Source organism: Aeromonas sp. FDAARGOS 1410 (genome assembly GCF_019048745.1).
In the GTDB taxonomy this organism is placed as follows: Bacteria; Pseudomonadota; Gammaproteobacteria; order Enterobacterales; family Aeromonadaceae; genus Aeromonas; species Aeromonas jandaei.
The window spans coordinates 3,195,267-3,214,381 of the sequence record NZ_CP077401.1 but is presented as its reverse complement, the minus strand read 5'-3'; the positions used below and the strand labels follow the sequence as shown (position 1 = coordinate 3,214,381).

Annotated in this window: 6 protein-coding genes; all 6 read left to right on the top strand. The window is 55.3% G+C overall.

Annotated features, from left to right (window positions below; genetic code table 11):
* Nucleotides 1-357: 357 nt before the first annotated feature.
* The 6 genes from I6L40_RS14830 (at nucleotide 358) to I6L40_RS21065 (ending at nucleotide 19,083) form a co-directional block, all read left to right on the top strand.
* Complete coding sequence (locus I6L40_RS14830; protein ID WP_042033157.1) at nucleotides 358-2,502, top strand: type I secretion system permease/ATPase; 2,145 nt, start codon at nucleotides 358-360, stop codon at nucleotides 2,500-2,502.
* Nucleotides 2,495-3,928, top strand: coding sequence for an HlyD family type I secretion periplasmic adaptor subunit (locus I6L40_RS14825; protein WP_216994470.1), 1,434 nt, complete (start codon nucleotides 2,495-2,497; stop codon nucleotides 3,926-3,928). The genes I6L40_RS14830 and I6L40_RS14825 overlap by 8 nt, the downstream gene beginning before the upstream one ends.
* A 37-nt stretch (nucleotides 3,929-3,965) precedes the next feature.
* Nucleotides 3,966-5,294, top strand: a complete 1,329-nt coding sequence (locus I6L40_RS14820) for a TolC family outer membrane protein (protein WP_071911329.1) — start codon at nucleotides 3,966-3,968, stop codon at nucleotides 5,292-5,294.
* 197 nt (nucleotides 5,295-5,491) lie between these two features.
* Entirely contained in the window at nucleotides 5,492-6,178 is a 687-nt protein-coding gene (locus I6L40_RS14815; protein ID WP_165791334.1) for a transglutaminase-like cysteine peptidase, read from the top strand.
* Nucleotides 6,179-6,181: 3 nt separating this feature from the next.
* Nucleotides 6,182-8,107: an EAL domain-containing protein gene (locus tag I6L40_RS14810; RefSeq protein ID WP_071911331.1), complete on the top strand. Its 1,926-nt coding sequence runs from the start codon at nucleotides 6,182-6,184 to the stop codon at nucleotides 8,105-8,107.
* A 269-nt stretch (nucleotides 8,108-8,376) separates the two neighbouring features.
* Complete coding sequence (locus I6L40_RS21065; RefSeq protein WP_254204035.1) at nucleotides 8,377-19,083, top strand: retention module-containing protein; 10,707 nt, start codon at nucleotides 8,377-8,379, stop codon at nucleotides 19,081-19,083.
* The last annotated feature ends 32 nt before the right edge of the window (nucleotides 19,084-19,115 follow it).

The window sequence follows — 19,115 nt, the reverse complement described above, 5'->3', positions numbered from 1 at the left end:
TGAGCGGAGAGTTACTATTTTCCCATAAAACATAGGCTTATATAAAAAGCTTCATAGATTTAGCTATAGTCTTGGTGCGTACGGATTGATATAGTGATGCACCATAATAGATATCGCTATCAATTACGTTCAGCCACATTTAATGATGAGCTAAACGTCAGCAGAGTATTTCACTCGCTCTTTTATCGATAATGAGCCATGCCGCTGTTTAGAACGAACCGGGTTAACGACCCCGGATGCGCCGTTCCCCTCCGCGGTATTGCCAGTGGCGGCAGTTGTTCTTGATCTGGATTGGCAAGAACAGGTTCTGGTGGCAGCGGGGTTATCTCGACCTCATTCATGCAGTGACAGGATGCTATGCAAGCAGAAACAAGTCGTATTGATGAGTTATTGGAGTGTCTGGTCTTTCTGACCCGCTTTTACGGCGTGCCAAACAGTCAGGATGCCCTGACGACCGGTTTACCCTTGGTATCGGGGCGTCTGACCACGTCGCTTTTTGGTCGTGCTGCCGAGCGGGGAGGTCTGTCTGCCCGTGAAGTCATTCAGCCGCTTGATGAGATCTCTCCGCTGCTGCTGCCCTGCGTGCTACAGATGCGCAATGGCGGCGCCTGTATTTTGCTGGAATGGAATGAAGATCGAAGCCAGGGAAAAGTGATTTTTCCGCAGGCCGGGGATGCGACCCAGTGGGTTGCGGTCGCCCAGCTGGGGGACGAATATATCGGGCGCCTCTTCTATGTGAAGAAACAGTTCAAGTTTGATGAACGTTCGCCCAAGGTGCTGGAAACCCGTGACGGTCACTGGTTCTGGAGTACCTTGTTTGAATCCCGCGGAATTTATCGTGATGTATTGATCGCATCCATTCTGATAAACCTGTTCGCAATAGCCAGCCCGCTCTTCACCATGAACGTCTACGACAAGATTGTACCCAATCTGGCGTTTGACTCGCTCTGGGTGCTGGCTGTGGGTGCCATGGTTGTTTTTACCTTCGACTATGTGATGCGGCAGCTGCGCAGTTACTTCATTGATATCGCCGGCAAAAAGTCGGATGTACTGCTCTCTGCGAAGATTTTTGCCAAGGTGATGGGCATGCGGATGGAGTCTCGTCCTGCCTCAACCGGTGCTTTTGCCAAACATTTGCAGGAGTTTGAGTCGGTACGGGAGTTTTTTACTTCGGCAACTGTTTCAACGCTGATTGATCTTCCCTTCGCCATCTTCTTCCTCTTTATTATCTGGATCTTTGCCGGTGCCATGGTGGTGGTGCCGATTGTTGCCATGCTGATTTTGATCGCTTACAGCTTCTATATTCAGGAGCCGCTCAAGAAGTCGATTGAAGAGGGATCGCGGCTGGCTTCCCAGAAAAATGCCAACCTGATCGAAAGTATTTCGGGCCTTGAGACTGTGAAGATTTTTGGTGCCGAAAGCATGTTCCAGCATCGCTGGGAGCAGGCGGTATCCCATATCTCTACCTGGGGCGTTCAGACCCGCCGCATCACCAACTCCATGTCGTCACTGGCGAGCTACATCCAGCAGGTGGTGACTGTCGGGTTGGTGATTGTCGGGGTTTACCAGATCTCCGAGGGCAATGTGACCATGGGGGGGATGATCGCGGCCGTGATGCTATCCAGCCGGGCTATCGCGCCCATGGTGCAGCTCTCTGTACTCTCGACCCGCTATAACCAGGCCAAGTCTGCGCTGGATATTCTGGAAAAGATCATGGTAACGCCGGGTGAGCAGGAGGAGGGAAAACAATATATCCATCATCCGGTTATCTCTGGCCGGATTGAGTTCGAGAATGTCTCCTTCAAATATCCGGGAATGGAGACCAGTACCCTGCACAATATCAATCTGCGCATCCAGCCGGGTGAGAAGGTGGCAATTATCGGCCGGATAGGTGCGGGTAAAACTACCCTCGAGAAGCTCTTGATGGGCCTCTATCGTCCGACTGATGGCTCGGTCAGAATCGATGGTTTTGAACTCGATCAGCTGCCACCCTCGGTGATTCGCCGCAATATTGGCTGTGTACCGCAGGATGTCGTGCTCTTTTTTGGTTCGGTGCGCGATAACATCATGCTGGGTAATCCGCTGGTGGACGATGTGCGGGTATTGCGCGCCGCCAAACGGGCTGGTGTGACCAACTTTACCAACCGGGATCCCAATGGTCTGGATCGGCAGATAGGTGAAGGTGGGCGCCAGCTTTCGGGTGGCCAGCGTCAGGCCATCCTGTTGGCACGAGCTCTGCTTAATGACCCGCCCATTCTGGTGATGGATGAACCGACCTCCAATATGGACAACCAGTCTGAAATGCTGGTTAAACAGGAGTTGGCCAGACTGGGTCCGGAAACGACCTTGATTCTCATCACCCACAAAACCTCCATGCTTGATGTCGCCTCCCGAGTGATAGTGATCGAGCAGGGGCAAATAGTGGCTGATGGCCCGAAAGAGGCGGTGTTGCAACAGCTCAAAGAGGGCAAGGTACGGCTGCAGGAGGTATCCCATGGCTAAGCGGTTGTTAGGCTGGTTCAAGGGATTAAAAAAGCACTCTTCCGATGAAGTGTTGCCAGCCCCCGAGCATCTTGCCTTTGTCGATGATGGTACCGCAGCCGTTTTGCTGACGACACCGACCCGGGCGCGCATTCTGCTTTGGTGCTGCTTCTTCTTCTTTATGAGCGCGATTGTGTGGGCTGCCTGGGCAAAACTGGATGAGGTTACTGTAGGACAAGGCAAAGTCATCCCTTCTCGCCAGTTGCAGGTGATCCAGAACCTGGAAGGGGGGATCGTCAAAGAGATCTTCGTCAAAGAAGGCGACATCGTCGAAAAAGGCCAACCACTGCTACGTATTGATGACACTCGTTTTCGTTCCGATTTTCGCGAGCGTGAGCAGGAGCTGGTGACTCTTAAAGGGGACATTGCTCGGTTACATGCAGAAATGGCTAGCGTCGAGGTGAAAAACGAGCCGAATCTGGGATGGCGTGAACAGGTTGTAGTGGGCGAAGCACCCATTGAGTTTCCGGATGGTTATGAAACTGTCTTTGCCGAATATGCCAACCGTGAACGGTCGGTCCAGAAGGATCGTCTTAATAACCTGAAGAACCAGCTCTATATCCTAGGCCAGCAGATTGAGCAGAATGAGCAGGAACTGATTGAGCTCAACGCCAAAATCCGCACTGTCAATCGCAGCGTTGAGCTTGCAAGACAAGAGCTCAATATCAGCCGTCCGTTGGCGAAAGAGGGGATTGTGCCACAGGTTGAGCTGATCAAATTGGAGCGGCAGGTCAACGAAATGCAGGGGGAGCTTGAGAGTAACCATCTGCTGATCCCCAAGTTGAATGCGGTATTGCGTGAGACCATCTCCAAGCGCAACGACATTGCACTTAAGTTCAGGGCTGATTCGCAGACCGAGTTGAATGAAAAACAAGGCAGACTGGGGCAGTTGTCGGAAGGGCAGGTCGGATTGCGAGATCGGGTTGATCGCACCAGCGTGATTGCTCCGCTCAAAGGCACCATCAAGAAGCTCAAGGTCAACACTCTAGGCGGTGTTGTTCAACCCGGTATGGATTTGATGGAGATAGTTCCGCTGGAAGATACCCTGCTGGTGGAAGCCAAAGTATCTCCGAAAGATATAGCGTTCTTGCGGCCAGGACTTGATGCTGTAGTCAAGATCACCGCCTACGACTTCACCATCTATGGAGGCTTGCATGGTAAGGTTGAACAGATAAGTGCGGACTCGATCCAGGATGAAGAGGGGAACTCCTTCTATCTGGTTCGGGTGCGCACCGAGAAAAGTTACTTGGGCGATGAGCTTAATGCACTTCCCATCATCCCCGGTATGTTAGCCAGTGCAGATATAATTACTGGTAAAAAAAGTGTCCTAGACTATTTGCTTAAGCCGATATTACGGGCAAAACAGTCGGCACTGAGAGAACGATAAGCCAACAATCTAAAAACAAGACATGACTGGAGATAACATGAAAAAAACGATTGTTGCCATGCTGGTCAGTGGCGTAACTATGTTGCCAGCATTGGTGCAGGCCCAGACTCTGGAAGAGTCGGTAGGGCAGGCACTTGCGACTCATCCCAAGATCAAAGAGGCGTTTGATCTTTATCAGGCTCGTCTTTATCAGCATGATGGCGCCAAAGGGGGTTACTATCCCACCATCGATTTGCGCGGTGGCGTTGGCTACGAAAAAGTTGATAGCCCGACAACTCGAGCTGCTGGCTCCAACTCGACAACGATTGATGACTCCATGACTCGTAAAGAGGCGGGGATCAGTCTGCGTCAGATGCTTTTTGACGGTTTCAATGTCAGTAGCAATGTCTCCAGAACCGAGGCAGAGGCCAATGCCCAGCGTCTGGCGATGATCTCCGAAGCTGAAAATACGGCTCTGCGGGTGGCTGAGGTTTATCTCAATATGCTACGTCAGCAGGAAATTTTGGAGCTATCCAAGCAAAACCTCGAGACCCACGAGCAGATCCGCAGCGATATCCGCAAGCGTACTGACTCCGGCCTTGGTTCAACTGCTGACCAGACCCAGATCGATGGACGTGTGGCTCGGGCCTATTCCAACCAAGCTGCGGCAGAAAACAATTATCGTGATGCGGAAAGTGAATTTATTCGTGTCGTCAATGAGGTGCCAAAAGACCTGGTTCAACCGACACCGAATACAGAGCTGCTTCCGCCGTCACTCGAGAGTGCTTTGAAGACTGCTACCGAGGTTCACCCCACTCTGCTCTCCTCTTTGCAAGATATTGAAGCCGCCAAGTACCAGCATGAAGGTGCCAAGTCCGGTTTCTATCCTGATGTGACTTTTGAGGTCGATCAGAACTGGAACGAGGATATCAATGCTGTTAAAGGCCGTAACGACGATCTGACTGCCATGGTGCGGATGCGCTACAACCTGTTCCGTGGTGGTTCCGATGTGGCGCAAAGCAATGCGACATCCGCGCTTTACTCTCAGGCAAAAGACATTCATATGAATGCTTTCCGTCAAGTTGAAGAGGGAACTCGTCTTGCGTGGAACGCCAAAGAGTCACTGGCCAAACAGAAAACCTTCTTGAAAGAGCACGTAGATGCCAGCTATGACACTGTTCAGGCATACAAGAAGCAATTTGGTTTGGGACAGCGAACCTTGCTGGACGTATTGAACACCGAGAACGAACTGTTTGAAGCGCGCCGCAGCTATATCACAGCAGAGTACGACTCATTGCTGGCCGACTATCGCATTTTGAATGCGACGGGTAGCCTGCTTAATGCGTTCAACTTCAAACAGCCTACCGAGTGGCAGGCCAAGAAGTAAGTTGGTATTCAGTTGCCCTTTCTTGGTTAGGGTAACTGCAGGCAGGATGGCGGTACCGATAATGCCATCCTGTCTGGCTCAAACCGGTTGATTTGTGCAGGAGAGTTTCACCAACGATGCGGCAGGAAAATGATGTGGCTTTCTGGTTGTCATTTGTTGGTATTTCTCATGCCCGGTTTGGCGCTAGTCGCAGCTTGATGCGAATGGTGCGTGCTTCTCTGTGGTTATTCCTACTCCCTCTCTCTTTATTGCTCTCCGCCAGCCAACCGTTGACTCAGGAAGATATGCAGTTGATCAAACGCGCTGAGCAGACCTACGGCATTCGGGCCGGGAAGAGAGTCACTACCTGGCGCACACTGGTGCAGCAAAACAAGGATGCTGGATTAAGTGAACGCCAGAAGCTGGAAAAGGTGAATCAGTTCTTTAATCAGATGCGTTTTATTGACGATATAAAGTTGTGGCGTAAAAAAGATTATTGGGCGACACCATTGGAGTTTCTGGGGGCTTCCGGTGGTGATTGCGAAGATTTCAGTATTGCCAAGTATTCTACCTTGCTTGAACTCGGTATTCCGGATGAGAAAATGCGCATGGTATACGTCAAGGCACTCGACTATAACCAGTTTCATATGGTCGTAGCCTATTACGAAACACCATCGTCAGTTCCGGTTATATTGGACAATTTGATAGGCTCAATTCGTCCCGCTACCCAGCGGCATGACCTTGTGCCAGTTTTCAGTTTTAACGGTAGTCACTTGTGGTTGATGAAAGCGCGAGGCCAAGGGGAACTGGCTGGCGATTCATCCCGCTTGGGGCTATGGAATGATTTACGCAATCGCATGACATCAGGGCGATTGGCTCGGCCTGTGGTGAATTTGGATGATTAACCTATGACGCTCTACAGACAGTTATTGGCCACCATGTTGCTGTTGTTTGGATTGTTGTTTGCAGCCACCTATTGGGTGCAATTCAATTCGACACGCTCCTATCTTGCACAGCAGCAGGAAACAACGGTGATTAACACCGCGACGTCATTGGGGCTGGCTCTGACTCCCTATCTGGAAAACGGAGACAAAGTTGGTGCCGAGTCGGTGATCAAGGCGATATTTGACGGTGGTTATTATCGTATTGTGCGGCTTGATCTGCTTGCCTCGAAAGATGTGATTGAAGAGGAGAACAGCAGCCGTATTCAGGGCGTACCGGACTGGTTTATTAAGTTGGGATTATTTCCAGAAGTCTCCAACGAGTCGATTCTGACATCTGGTTGGCTACAGCTTGGCAAATTGAAGGTGGTCGGTCATCCGGGCCAGGCTTATCACGAGCTGTGGGTGGGCATGAGCGAATTGGCAACCTGGTTCGTGATTGGCTTTCTCATTACTACTATTTTGTTGATGCGAGCGCTGAATTTCCTGTTAAAGCCGCTCAAACAGATTTGTGACCAGGCCGTCGAGATTGAGTTGCACCATTTTGGTCATACCATCCCCGAACCTCGGACTCATGAGCTGAAGCAAGTTGTTCAGGCCATCAATATTCTCTCCGGCAAGCTGGCTGTGCAGTTCAAAGAACAGGCTGAAGAGGCAGAAAAACTGCGTGAGCGCGTCTATGTCGATGCGGTGTCCGGTTTGGGTAATCGAGCCTATTTTGTTGGCCAAGTAAATGCCTGGATTGCTGAAGCTGGTCAAGGCGGGGTTATGCTGGTTGCGGTGGATATGCTGGAAGATATCTACCGTGATGAAGGTTTCGCGGCTCGTGACAATATGGTCAAGTCCATCGCCCAAGTGTTGCGGGAACAGCTTAAGGGATGGGATGGCGCCGCTGTTGCACGAATTTCGGCAACTGAGTATGCATTGTTATGCCCGACTGATGATTTTGAGCAGCTCAAAGAACTGGCCGAGATTATTAACTCCCGTATTGCTGACTTGGTGGTTAATCCGATGGAGGAGGGTAACCCGCTCTCTGTTATCGGTATTGCGGGTCGTGATGGTAAAGATGATCTCTCAGCGCTGTTGACCAAGGCAGATAATGCACTGGGTAAAGCCCGTAATGAGCGTCGTGGAGCAGTTGTTATTGAAGGTGGGGATAGCCAGGGCATGATGGGGCGTCTGGCATGGCGAGATCTGGTGCAAGATGCGATTAACCGTCATCTATGGCGCTTCAAGGCACAACCCGCCTGCCGCTTTGATAATGGCTCGCGCATGCATGCCGAGCTGTTTGCCTCTATTTCGCGCGATGGAACGGATTACTTTGCAGGACAATTCTTGCCTGCTATTGAACAGTTCAAACTGGGGAGTGAATTTGACCAGGCTATCTTGGAGTCCAGTACCGGCTTGTTGCAACAAGATGCCGAGTTGACGCTGGCTATCAATATTACCGCTGGTTCACTTTGCTCTGATGATTTCCTGGCGTGGTTGCCAGAATTTCTCTCGGAGCATGTAAATCTGCAGGGGCGTCTGCTGTTTGAAATTCCGGAGGCGGCGATTGTGAAACATCGGGAGCAAGTGACGGCACTGGTTCAGGTATTACGTCAGCTTGGTTTCGAATGGGGTGTTGATCATTATGGTCGCCACTTCCAGTCTCTCGGTTATCTGGAAGAGTTGGCCCCTGCTTATGTGAAGGTGGATCATGGCTATACCAGCCAGGTGATGGAGCCGGGGGCCGATACCTCCTTCCTTGCCGCTGTTTGTCGTGCAGCCCACAATGCCGGTGTTCTGACCATTGCCACGCGGGTGGAAGACCAGCAGCAAGTGGAGCTACTCTCCAAACTTCATATCGATGGATATCAGGGATTTGTCCACCCGGCATTCCCCCTATCCTGAAACGATGTTTTCTGAATCAAAGCGGCCTTCAGGGCCGCTTTTTATATTGTTCATAAAATCAATTTGTCATTAGTGAATGAAAAAGTGAATAAGGCCTCAATAAGGTCTTTTGCTAGTGTTTTGATATTAAAGGAAAAAACAGCTTCGTTCGATTTGGTTCATTCTTGAACATCCCTGTCCCGCCGATATATATATTTTTTGCAACGGTTAGAGTTGGCAAGTGCTTCTAAGGTGTATCCAGCGAGATCCGCCACCTTGGAGCAATTGATATGCGTACTCAAGTCATCGATAAAACCGTCGTTGTATCGGGTGTTGAAGGCAATGTAGAGATAGTGCTGGCTGATGGAACACAGCGCCCTCTGCAAAAAGGCGAGATTTTACAACCCGGTGCCAAATTGGTCATCGCCGATGATGCCAAGTTGGCCCTTTCGCCCTACGATGATTCCCCTGCAAAGAACCAGCCAACCGGTGCCGATGAGGCTCAACCCGATCAGCCGCAGGGTGGTACAAATGCCAATGGTGATGGAGCGCCTTCCGATATAGCGGCTTTGCAAAAATCAATCTTGCAAGGTGTTGACCCGACTCAAAACTTTGAAGCGTCAGCCGCAGGTGGTGCTCCTGCAGCCGGTGGTGGCGGTGGTGGGATTGGTGGGGTCGCTGGAACGAGTGGTAATGGTGGCTTTGTCACTATCGACCGTGTCGGAGATGCCACAATAGCTGCTGCCGGTTTTGATACAACCTACGATACGACACCTGTGCTTGATCAAGCTCAGGCTGCAGACCCGCTGTTGGTAAATGTACTGGCAGATCTGGATGAAACAGTGACTACCCAGGAGGATTCGCCTATCAGTGGCAATCTTCTGGATAACAGTACCAATCCTGACGGACCGGCTACCGCCACGATCGTCTCTTATGACTGGGGGGGCAATATCGGAGTTCCAGCTGGTGTTGCTGCAACAATTACCGGTGTTGGAACCCTGATCATCAATGCAGATGGCAGTTACACATTTACACCGGCAACCAACTATGACGGGGCGGTACCTGCTGTCACTTATCAAGTAACCGATGGGCAGGACACCGTATCGTCAACTCTTGTTATTACTATTACTCCGGTTGATGAAGGGGTAAATCTGCAAGGGTTGGCTGTTGAAGGTGGGGAAGTGCAGGTGAGTGATGCCAATCTGGCAGATGGCTCTGCACCAGATGCCGCTAAATTGACTCAAAGCGGCACATTTACCTTCAATGCTCCTGATGGGGTTCAGCTACTGAGTGTGGGGGGACTTCAGCTGATCAGTAATGGCGCAGTCGTGACCTTGCCGCAGTCGGTTGACACCCCTTTGGGTAACACATTGCAAATTACGGCCATCACCTACGATCCGGTTACGGGTAATGGCACAGTAACTTACAGCTATACCCTTCTTGATAACGAAGCTCATCAACAACCGGCCAACGACATTCAGTTGGGTGAAAACCTCGTAGTGACTCTGACGGACGATGATGGAGATACGACCAGCGCCACTCTGGATATTACAGTGCTGGATGATGTTCCAAGCCAGAGTGTGGGCGTGGCGGAAGAGGCTGATTTTGGCAGCCTGTCGGTGAACCTGGACGAGACTGTTGGCAAGGGAGACACCTACAACAGTAGCGATGTGGATGATGGTTACGTCAGTGACGATGTGAGCGGGGCTCTGGCACAGGCTACCACAGCGATCGCAGGCGGTCTGTTGTCGCTCTTTACCAGCAGTGGCAGCTATGGTGCCGATGGCGCAGGCAGTACGACAGGTAGCTTCAGTTTTGTGGGCGTGGGCAGCGAGGGTGTCGAGACCAACCTGTCGGCGACCGATGGCGGTGCGATTACTCTCAATGCCGTGAGCGCGACCGAGTTGCAAGGGGTGGACGGTGACGGTGATGTGGTGTTCAGCATCAAGATAGTGACCGTGGATGGCGTTGCGCAGCTGCAGACCACCCAGTTTGAGGCACTGTCTCACGCTAACACCGGCCTGTTTGATGAGTCGCTCTCACTGTTGTTGAGCGGCCAGAACTCTCTGGGTTTGCAATACAGCGTAACTCGGGTGGATGGCGATGGAGATAGCGTCACAGACAGCGCCACCGTCAGCTTAGTAGATAGCGAACGCTCGGTATTCAGCTTTGATGATGACGGCCCGCGAGCCGGGCTGGCAGAAGAAGCCCCGCGTCTGGGGGCGACCGTGGATGAAAGCCTGGTCAGTCTGGGCGGCGTTGGCAGTGACGGGGTGGCCAGTGCCAGCCTGAGTGCGGCCGACGTACAGGCCCAGTTCGCGCCGGCCTTCGGGGCGGATGGGCAAGGTAGCATCGGCTACAGCCTGGCGCTGAGCGGCACCAACGTGGCAAGTGGCCTGTATGCGGTCGACCCGCTGGCTGCCAACGGCCAGGGGGCGGCCATCGTGCTCAATCAGGTGGGCAACGTCATCACCGGCAGCGCCGGCGGGGTGGATTACTTCACCCTGACCATCAACCCGACCACCGGGGAAGTGACGCTGGCCCTGTTGGACAACGTCTGGCATGGCGACACTACCAGTGCGGATGACAGCGTGGCGCTGAGTGTGGGCAAGGGCGTGCTGACGTTGGTGCAGACCGTGACCGACGCCGATGGCGATAGTGCCAGCGCGTCAGTGGACCTTGGCGCCAACGGTGTGTTCCGCTTCGAGGATGACGGCCCGCGGGCCGGCCTGGCAGAAGAAGCCCCGCGTCTGGGGGCGACCGTGGATGAAAGCCTGGTCAGTCTGGGCGGCGTTGGCAGTGACGGGGTGGCCAGTGCCAGCCTGAGTGCGGCCGACGTACAGGCCCAGTTCGCGCCGGCCTTCGGGGCGGATGGGCAAGGTAGCATCGGCTACAGCCTGGCGCTGAGCGGCACCAACGTGGCAAGTGGCCTGTATGCGGTCGACCCGCTGGCTGCCAACGGCCAGGGGGCGGCCATCGTGCTCAATCAGGTGGGCAACGTCATCACCGGCAGCGCCGGCGGGGTGGATTACTTCACCCTGACCATCAACCCGACCACCGGGGAAGTGACGCTGGCCCTGTTGGACAACGTCTGGCATGGCGACACTACCAGTGCGGATGACAGCGTGGCGCTGACTGTGGGTCAGGGCGTGCTGACGTTGGTGCAGACCGTGACCGACGCCGATGGCGATAGTGCCAGCGCGTCAGTGGACCTTGGCGCCAACGGTGTGTTCCGCTTCGAGGATGACGGCCCGCGGGCCGGCCTGGCAGAAGAAGCCCCGCGTCTGGGGGCGACCGTGGATGAAAGCCTGGTCAGTCTGGGCGGCGTTGGCAGTGACGGGGTGGCCAGTGCCAGCCTGAGTGCGGCCGACGTACAGGCCCAGTTCGCGCCGGCCTTCGGGGCGGATGGGCAAGGTAGCATCGGCTACAGCCTGGCGCTGAGCGGCACCAACGTGGCAAGTGGCCTGTATGCGGTCGACCCGCTGGCTGCCAACGGCCAGGGGGCGGCCATCGTGCTCAATCAGGTGGGCAACGTCATCACCGGCAGCGCCGGCGGGGTGGATTACTTCACCCTGACCATCAACCCGACCACCGGGGAAGTGACGCTGGCCCTGCTGGACAACGTCTGGCATGGCGACACTACCAGTGCGGATGACAGCGTGGCGCTGACTGTGGGTCAGGGCGTGCTGACGTTGGTGCAGACCGTGACCGACGCCGATGGCGATAGTGCCAGCGCGTCTGTGGACCTTGGCGCCAACGGTGTGTTCCGCTTCGAGGATGACGGCCCGCGGGCCGGCCTGGCAGAAGAAGCCCCGCGTCTGGGGGCGACCGTGGATGAAAGCCTGGTCAGTCTGGGCGGCGTTGGCGGTGACGGGGTGGCCAGTGCCAGCCTGAGTGCGGCCGACGTACAGGCCCAGTTCGCGCCGGCCTTCGGGGCGGATGGGCAAGGTAGCATCGGCTACAGCCTGGCGCTGAGCGGCACCAACGTGGCAAGTGGCCTGTATGCGGTCGACCCGCTGGCTGCCAACGGCCAGGGGGCGGCCATCGTGCTCAATCAGGTGGGCAACGTCATCACCGGCAGCGCCGGCGGGGTGGATTACTTCACCCTGACCATCAACCCGACCACCGGGGAAGTGACGCTGGCCCTGTTGGACAACGTCTGGCATGGCGACACTACCAGTGCGGATGACAGCGTGGCGCTGACTGTGGGTCAGGGCGTGCTGACGTTGGTGCAGACCGTGACTGATGCCGATGGCGATAGTGCCAGCGCGTCTGTGGACCTTGGCGCCAACGGTGTGTTCCGCTTCGAGGATGACGGCCCGCGGGCCGGCCTGGCAGAAGAAGCCCCGCGTCTGGGGGCGACCGTGGATGAAAGCCTGGTCAGTCTGGGCGGCGTTGGCAGTGACGGGGTGGCCAGTGCCAGCCTGAGTGCGGCCGACGTACAGGCCCAGTTCGCGCCGGCCTTCGGTGCCGACGGGGCGGGCCGCATCGGCTACAGCCTGGCGCTGAGCGGCACCAACGTGGCAAGTGGCCTGTATGCGGTCGACCCGCTGGCCGCCAACGGGCAGGGTGCGGCCATCGTGCTCAATCAGGTGAGCAACGTCATCACCGGCAGCGCCGGCGGGGTGGACTACTTCACCCTGACCATCAACCCGACCACCGGGGAAGTGACGCTGGCCCTGCTGGACAACGTCTGGCATGGCAACACCACCAATGCAGATGACAGCGTGGCACTGACTGTGGGTCAGGGCGTGCTGACGTTGGTGCAGACCGTGACTGATGCCGATGGCGATAGTGCCAGCGCGTCTGTGGACCTTGGCGCCAACGGTGTGTTCCGCTTCGAGGATGACGGCCCCAAAGCAAGCAATGTTCAGGCTGCCTTGGTTCTTGATGATGAAGGACTTGTCGGCGGGATCAATGGTGGTTCTGGTGATGTTGCAGGGGCCAATACCAGCGTCACGGGCAATCTGGCTTATCAGGCCGGGGCTGATGGCCTCAAATCGCTTGAACTCTCCGGGCCTACTGCGTTGGGAAGTGAAAGTGTGACCTCAACGTGGGATGCCCAAAGTGGAACCTTGTCTATCAGTTCCACTCGCGGTCTCTTGATGACGGTCACCATTACCGACCGGAGCACTGGTGCCTACTCGGTGAAACTTCTGCAGCCCTTGATGCACACAGGGACTGATACCGAAGATAATCTCACCCTCAATGTGGGCTACAAGGTGATAGATGGCGATGGGGACAGTGCCAGTGGCGTACTTGCCGTCACAATTAACGATGATACGCCGACAATCCAGGTGGGTGAGCTGTCCCTGACTTCCTCTGTCACCTTCCTGGGTAGCAACGCCGGTTATTCAAATAGCTATGGCTATTACATCAAAGGTGATGATGGCACCCCGTTGTCCGGCAAAGTCATCTGGGCAAATGTTCACAGTCAGAGTGTGGGAAGCCAGACAGATATCAGTTCGCTGGATCCTGCTCATACCGGATTCTTTGTTATCCCCAATGGAGGTGCCAATCCCGGTCTTGGTGATGGTGCTGCCGTCACATTCCAGTTTATTAATGGCAAGTGGCAAGCATTCGTTGGCAGCACTGCGTTGAGTGGGGCCGATGGTGCCAACATCGTGTTCAGCGATGCGAGCCTCAACCCTGGCGGTGCACATTTGCAGGATACCGGTAGCGCAGGCAACCAAAACTGGGAGGATATGACCCTCAACTCGGATTATGACTACAACGATGTCAGCACCACTGTTACTTGGGGCGGTGCTGTGCAGTTGCAGGTCGATGAGTCCAACCTCAATCATGATGCAACAGCTGACTTTAGTGGTGTGTTCAACGTACAGCCGGGGGCTGATGGTCTGGGATCCCAGAGCTACAGCCTGAATGTACAAAATGCCACCTCTGGTCTGATTGATACCGCCACTGGTGAGCAAGTCCAGCTGAGAATGAATGGTTCGACCCTTGAAGGTCGCACGGCCACAACGGGCCAGCTGGTATTTAGCCTCACGGTCGACAGTAGCGGCAAGGTGACCCTTGATCAGATGCGGGCTGTAGTACACCCAACCTCTGATCCTGATGAAGCCACCTTTTTGGGCTCTGGCCACGTTAATTTGACTTTGACCATCACCGATAAGGATGGAGATCACGCAAGCGGGGTTCTGGATATCGGTAAGGTCATCAGCTTCAAGGACGATGGCCCGAGCTCGTCGGCCAAGGCGGCAGCCAGTGCTGGTGCAACTCTGGATGAAAGCGGCGGGTTTGATGCAATCGACATCAGCAGCAGCGCCATTAGCGGTCTGTTTAATGCCCCGGTGTATGGCACTGACGGCGCAGGCAGCGTGCAGTACAGCCTGAGTGCGACAGCGGGAGCCCGTACCGGCCTGTGGCTGGCGGGACAAAGTGGCAGCGCCAGCGAAATCAAACTGGTGGCCGTGGCCAACGGTTATGAAGGATGGACCGGCGGTAGCACCAGTGGCACCAAGGCCTTCAGCGTGCTGATAGACAGCAGCGGCAAGGTGACGGTGACCCAGTATGCGGCGCTGGAGCACGGTGTGGATGGCAGCAGTGCGAGCGACCATGACGACAGCGTGTCGCTGGCGTCAGCGGCAGCCATCAAGGTGGTACAGACTGTCACCGACCGTGATGGTGACAGCACCACGGCGACCAGTGCGAACGGGCTGGATATCGCCTTCAAGGACGATGGCCCGGGTGCCTCGGCCAAGGCGGCAGCCAGTGCAGGTGCAACCCTGGATGAAACTGGCGGGTTTGATGCAGTCGACATCAGCAGCAGCGCCATTAGCGGTCTGTTTAATGCCCCGGTGTATGGCACTGACGGCGCAGGCAGCGTGCAGTACAGCCTGAGTGCGACTGCGGGAGCCCGTACCGGCCTGTGGCTGGCGGGACAAAGTGGCAGCGCCAGCGAAATCAAACTGGTGGCCGTGGCCAACGGTTATGAAGGATGGACCGGCGGTAGTACCAGTGGCACCAAGGCCTTCAGCGTGCTGATAGACAGCAGCGGCAAGGTGACGGTGACCCAGTATGCGGCGCTGGAGCACGGTGTGGATGGCAGCAGTACGAGTGACCATGACGACAGCGTGTCGCTGGCGTCAGCGGCGGCCATCAAGGTGGTACAGACTGTCACTGACCGTGATGGCGACAGCACCACGGCGACCAGTGCGAGCGGGCTGGATATCGCCTTCAAGGACGATGGCCCGAGTGCCTCGGCCAAGGCGGCAGCCAGTGCTGGTGCAACTCTGGATGAAAGCGGCGGGTTTGATGCAATCGACATCAGCAGCAGCGCCATTAGCGGTCTGTTTAATGCCCCGGTGTATGGCACTGACGGCGCAGGCAGCGTGCAGTACAGCCTGAGTGCGACAGCGGGAGCCCGTACCGGCCTGTGGCTGGCGGGACAAAGTGGCAGCGCCAGCGAAATCAAACTGGTGGCCGTGGCCAACGGTTATGAAGGATGGACCGGCGGTAGCACCAGTGGCACCAAGGCCTTCAGCGTGCTGATAGACAGCAGCGGCAAGGTGACGGTGACCCAGTATGCGGCGCTGGAGCACGGTGTGGATGGCAGCAGTGCGAGCGACCATGACGACAGCGTGTCGCTGGCGTCAGCGGCAGCCATCAAGGTGGTACAGACTGTCACCGACCGTGATGGTGACAGCACCACGGCGACCAGTGCGAACGGGCTGGATATCGCCTTCAAGGACGATGGCCCGAGTGCCTCGGCCAAGGCGGCAGCCAGTGCAGGTGCAACCCTGGATGAAACTGGCGGGTTTGATGCAGTCGACATCAGCAGCAGCGCCATTAGCGGTCTGTTTAATGCCCCGGTGTATGGCACTGACGGCGCAGGCAGCGTGCAGTACAGCCTGAGTGCGACTGCGGGAGCCCGTACCGGCCTGTGGCTGGCGGGACAAAGTGGCAGCGCCAGCGAAATCAAACTGGTGGCCGTGGCCAACGGTTATGAAGGATGGACCGGCGGTAGCACCAGTGGCACCAAGGCCTTCAGCGTGCTGATAGACAGCAGCGGCAAGGTGACGGTGACCCAGTATGCGGCGCTGGAGCACGGTGTGGATGGCAGCAGTGCGAGCGACCATGACGACAGCGTGTCGCTGGCGTCAGCGGCAGCCATCAAGGTGGTACAGACTGTCACCGACCGTGATGGTGACAGCACCACGGCGACCAGTGCGAACGGGCTGGATATCGCCTTCAAGGACGATGGCCCAGGTGCCTCGGCCAAGGCGGCAGTCAGTGCTGGTGCAACCCTGGATGAAACTGGCGGGTTTGATGCAGTCGACATCAGCAGCAGCGCCATTAGCGGTCTGTTTAATGCCCCGGTGTATGGCACTGACGGCGCAGGCAGCGTGCAGTACAGCCTGAGTGCGACTGCGGGAGCCCGTACCGGCCTGTGGCTGGCGGGACAAAGTGGCAGCGCCAGCGAAATCAAACTGGTGGCCGTGGCCAACGGTTATGAAGGATGGACCGGCGGTAGCACCAGTGGCACCAAGGCCTTCAGCGTGCTGATAGACAGCAGCGGCAAGGTGACGGTGACCCAGTATGCGGCGCTGGAGCACGGTGTGGATGGCAGCAGTGCGAGCGACCATGACGACAGCGTGTCGCTGGCGTCAGCGGCAGCCATCAAGGTGGTACAGACTGTCACCGACCGTGATGGTGACAGCACCACGGCGACCAGTGCGAGCGGGCTTGCTATCACCTTCAAGGATGATGGTCCGATTGCTGTGGCTGATACCATTACCAGTGGCACTAATGGCACAGTCAACCTGGTGTTGGTTATCGATAGCTCAGGCAGTATTGGTAATACCAATATGCAGGTTATCAAGGATGCTGTAACGAATCTGATGAACAGCTATGGCAACTCGCTGGTCAAAGTGATGCTGGTTGATTTTGATAGTTCGGCAACAGTCAAGAGTGTCGGCAGTCAGGTATGGCTGACCAAGGATCAGGTAACTGGTCAGCTGACTAGCATCTCTTCTGGCGGTTCCACGGACTACGATGATGCTTTGCAAGCGGTTAGGGACAATTATGGGACACCGCCTTCCGCTGATAACACCTTTGTATTTTTCATTTCGGATGGAGTGCCCAGTTCGGTTGATGAGGCAATTAACGCCACAGAGCGCAATGACTGGACGAACTTCCTGACACAAAAAGGCATTGATGGTGCATATGCCGTGGGGATTGGCTCAACCAGCGTACTTGATGCCGACCTGCAAAGTGTCGCGTGGTCACCGAGTGGTGCTCACAACAACAATGTGGTGGTGATCAATACAGCGGGTCAGCTGTCGGGAACACTGACCAACCTGACACAGGTAATTGATGGCAATGTAACAACCAATGACAGTGCAGGAGCCGACGGTTTTGGTACGCCCAAGCTGGTGTCTGTGGAGTACAACGGAACAACCTACACCTTCAATAACAGCAATACCTCTTTCACTATTGCATTGGGTACCAACAAGGGCTCCCTCTACATTGAAAATGATGGTGACTATCGATTCACCCCGCCATCAGGGGGGGCAGAGGGGGCGCCTGTCGAAGTCACTTACAAGATTAAAGATGGCGATGGAGATACCAGCAGTGCCAAGTTAACCATTATCAATCCGGTCTTGGTGGTTGGTAGCAATGCCAATGACACAGGTTCCGGGGTCAGCACTGCCATTGACGATCACGTTCGTCCCAACCCTCTTCTTGCTCCGGATGTGGATGGCGCAATATTGGGTGGCGTCGGGGCTGATGTGTTGATCGGTGATGTCGGCGGGGTGACTTCGGGTAGTTACAACCTGACATTTATGGTCGATATGTCAGGGAGTATCAGCAACTCGGAATTCCAGTTGATGAAAGATGCCATCAACAACTTGCTGGCCAAGTTCAGTGGCATTGCGCAACTGCAAGTCGAGATTGGTACGTTTGCAGATAGCAGCAAATATGTTGGTACCTACACCTCTGTTTCTGCTGCTCAGCAGGCTGTCAGCAATCTAGTGCAGTCGGGTGGAGGCACTAATTACGAAGCAGCCTTGAAACAACTCAATACAATGATGACCGGGGATCCAGCCGCGAATCATAAATATGTCTACTTCCTCACCGATGGGGAGCCGACTGCAGGGAACTGGACCAATTCTGCGCAGATTGCGACCGGTATAGCGACCCTGAGCGCACTGTCTGCCTCGGATGTGGTGATTAATGCGGTCGGGATTGGGGTGCCATCCGGTGCATCATTTGGCAATAACCTCAATGCGATCGACAACACTGCAGACAACTACCTCGCCGTAGACAGCTTTGATGACCTGTCTAGTGGCTTGGGATCGCTGTTTACCGCTGTTAGTGTCGGCTCTGACCTGTTGCAGGGCGGTGCAGGCAACGACGTGATTTTTGGTGACAGTATTCATGCAGACAATACGGATGGCGGCTGGTTCGAGTTTGTAGCAGACAATCCTGGCAAGAGTGGTGGGCAATTGCTCAACGAACTTTACAGCCAGCATGCAGAGTATGGTAAGGAAGGTGCGGTTGGTGGTGATGACACCCTTGAAGGTGGCGATGGGAATGATGTGCTTTATGGACAAAAAGGCAATGACATTCTGATAGGCGGTGACGGTATCGACATTCTGGTTGGCGGGACCGGGTCTGACACCCTCACAGGTGGTGCCGGCAAGGACACCTTCAAGTGGGGCGCTGGAGATGTGGGTGGCACCGATGTGATCAAGGACTTCACCACCGGAACTGGCGGCGATGTGCTGGATATCAGTGAGTTGCTTAGCGGCGAACATGCCAACAAGACTTCGCTCGATGCTTATCTCACCTTCACCACAGGTCCGGGCACTGGCAAGTCAACACTCACCATCGATCTGGATGGCTCGGGCAGCGGCAGTACGACCCACGTTATCCAGTTTGACAACATCGACCTGACACTGGGAGGAACACGCAATGACCAGACCATCATTGAAGACCTGTTGAATCAGGGCAATCTGAAGGTTGATCCGTAATCTTGTCCCGGGGCCGGGCTTGCCTGGCCCCT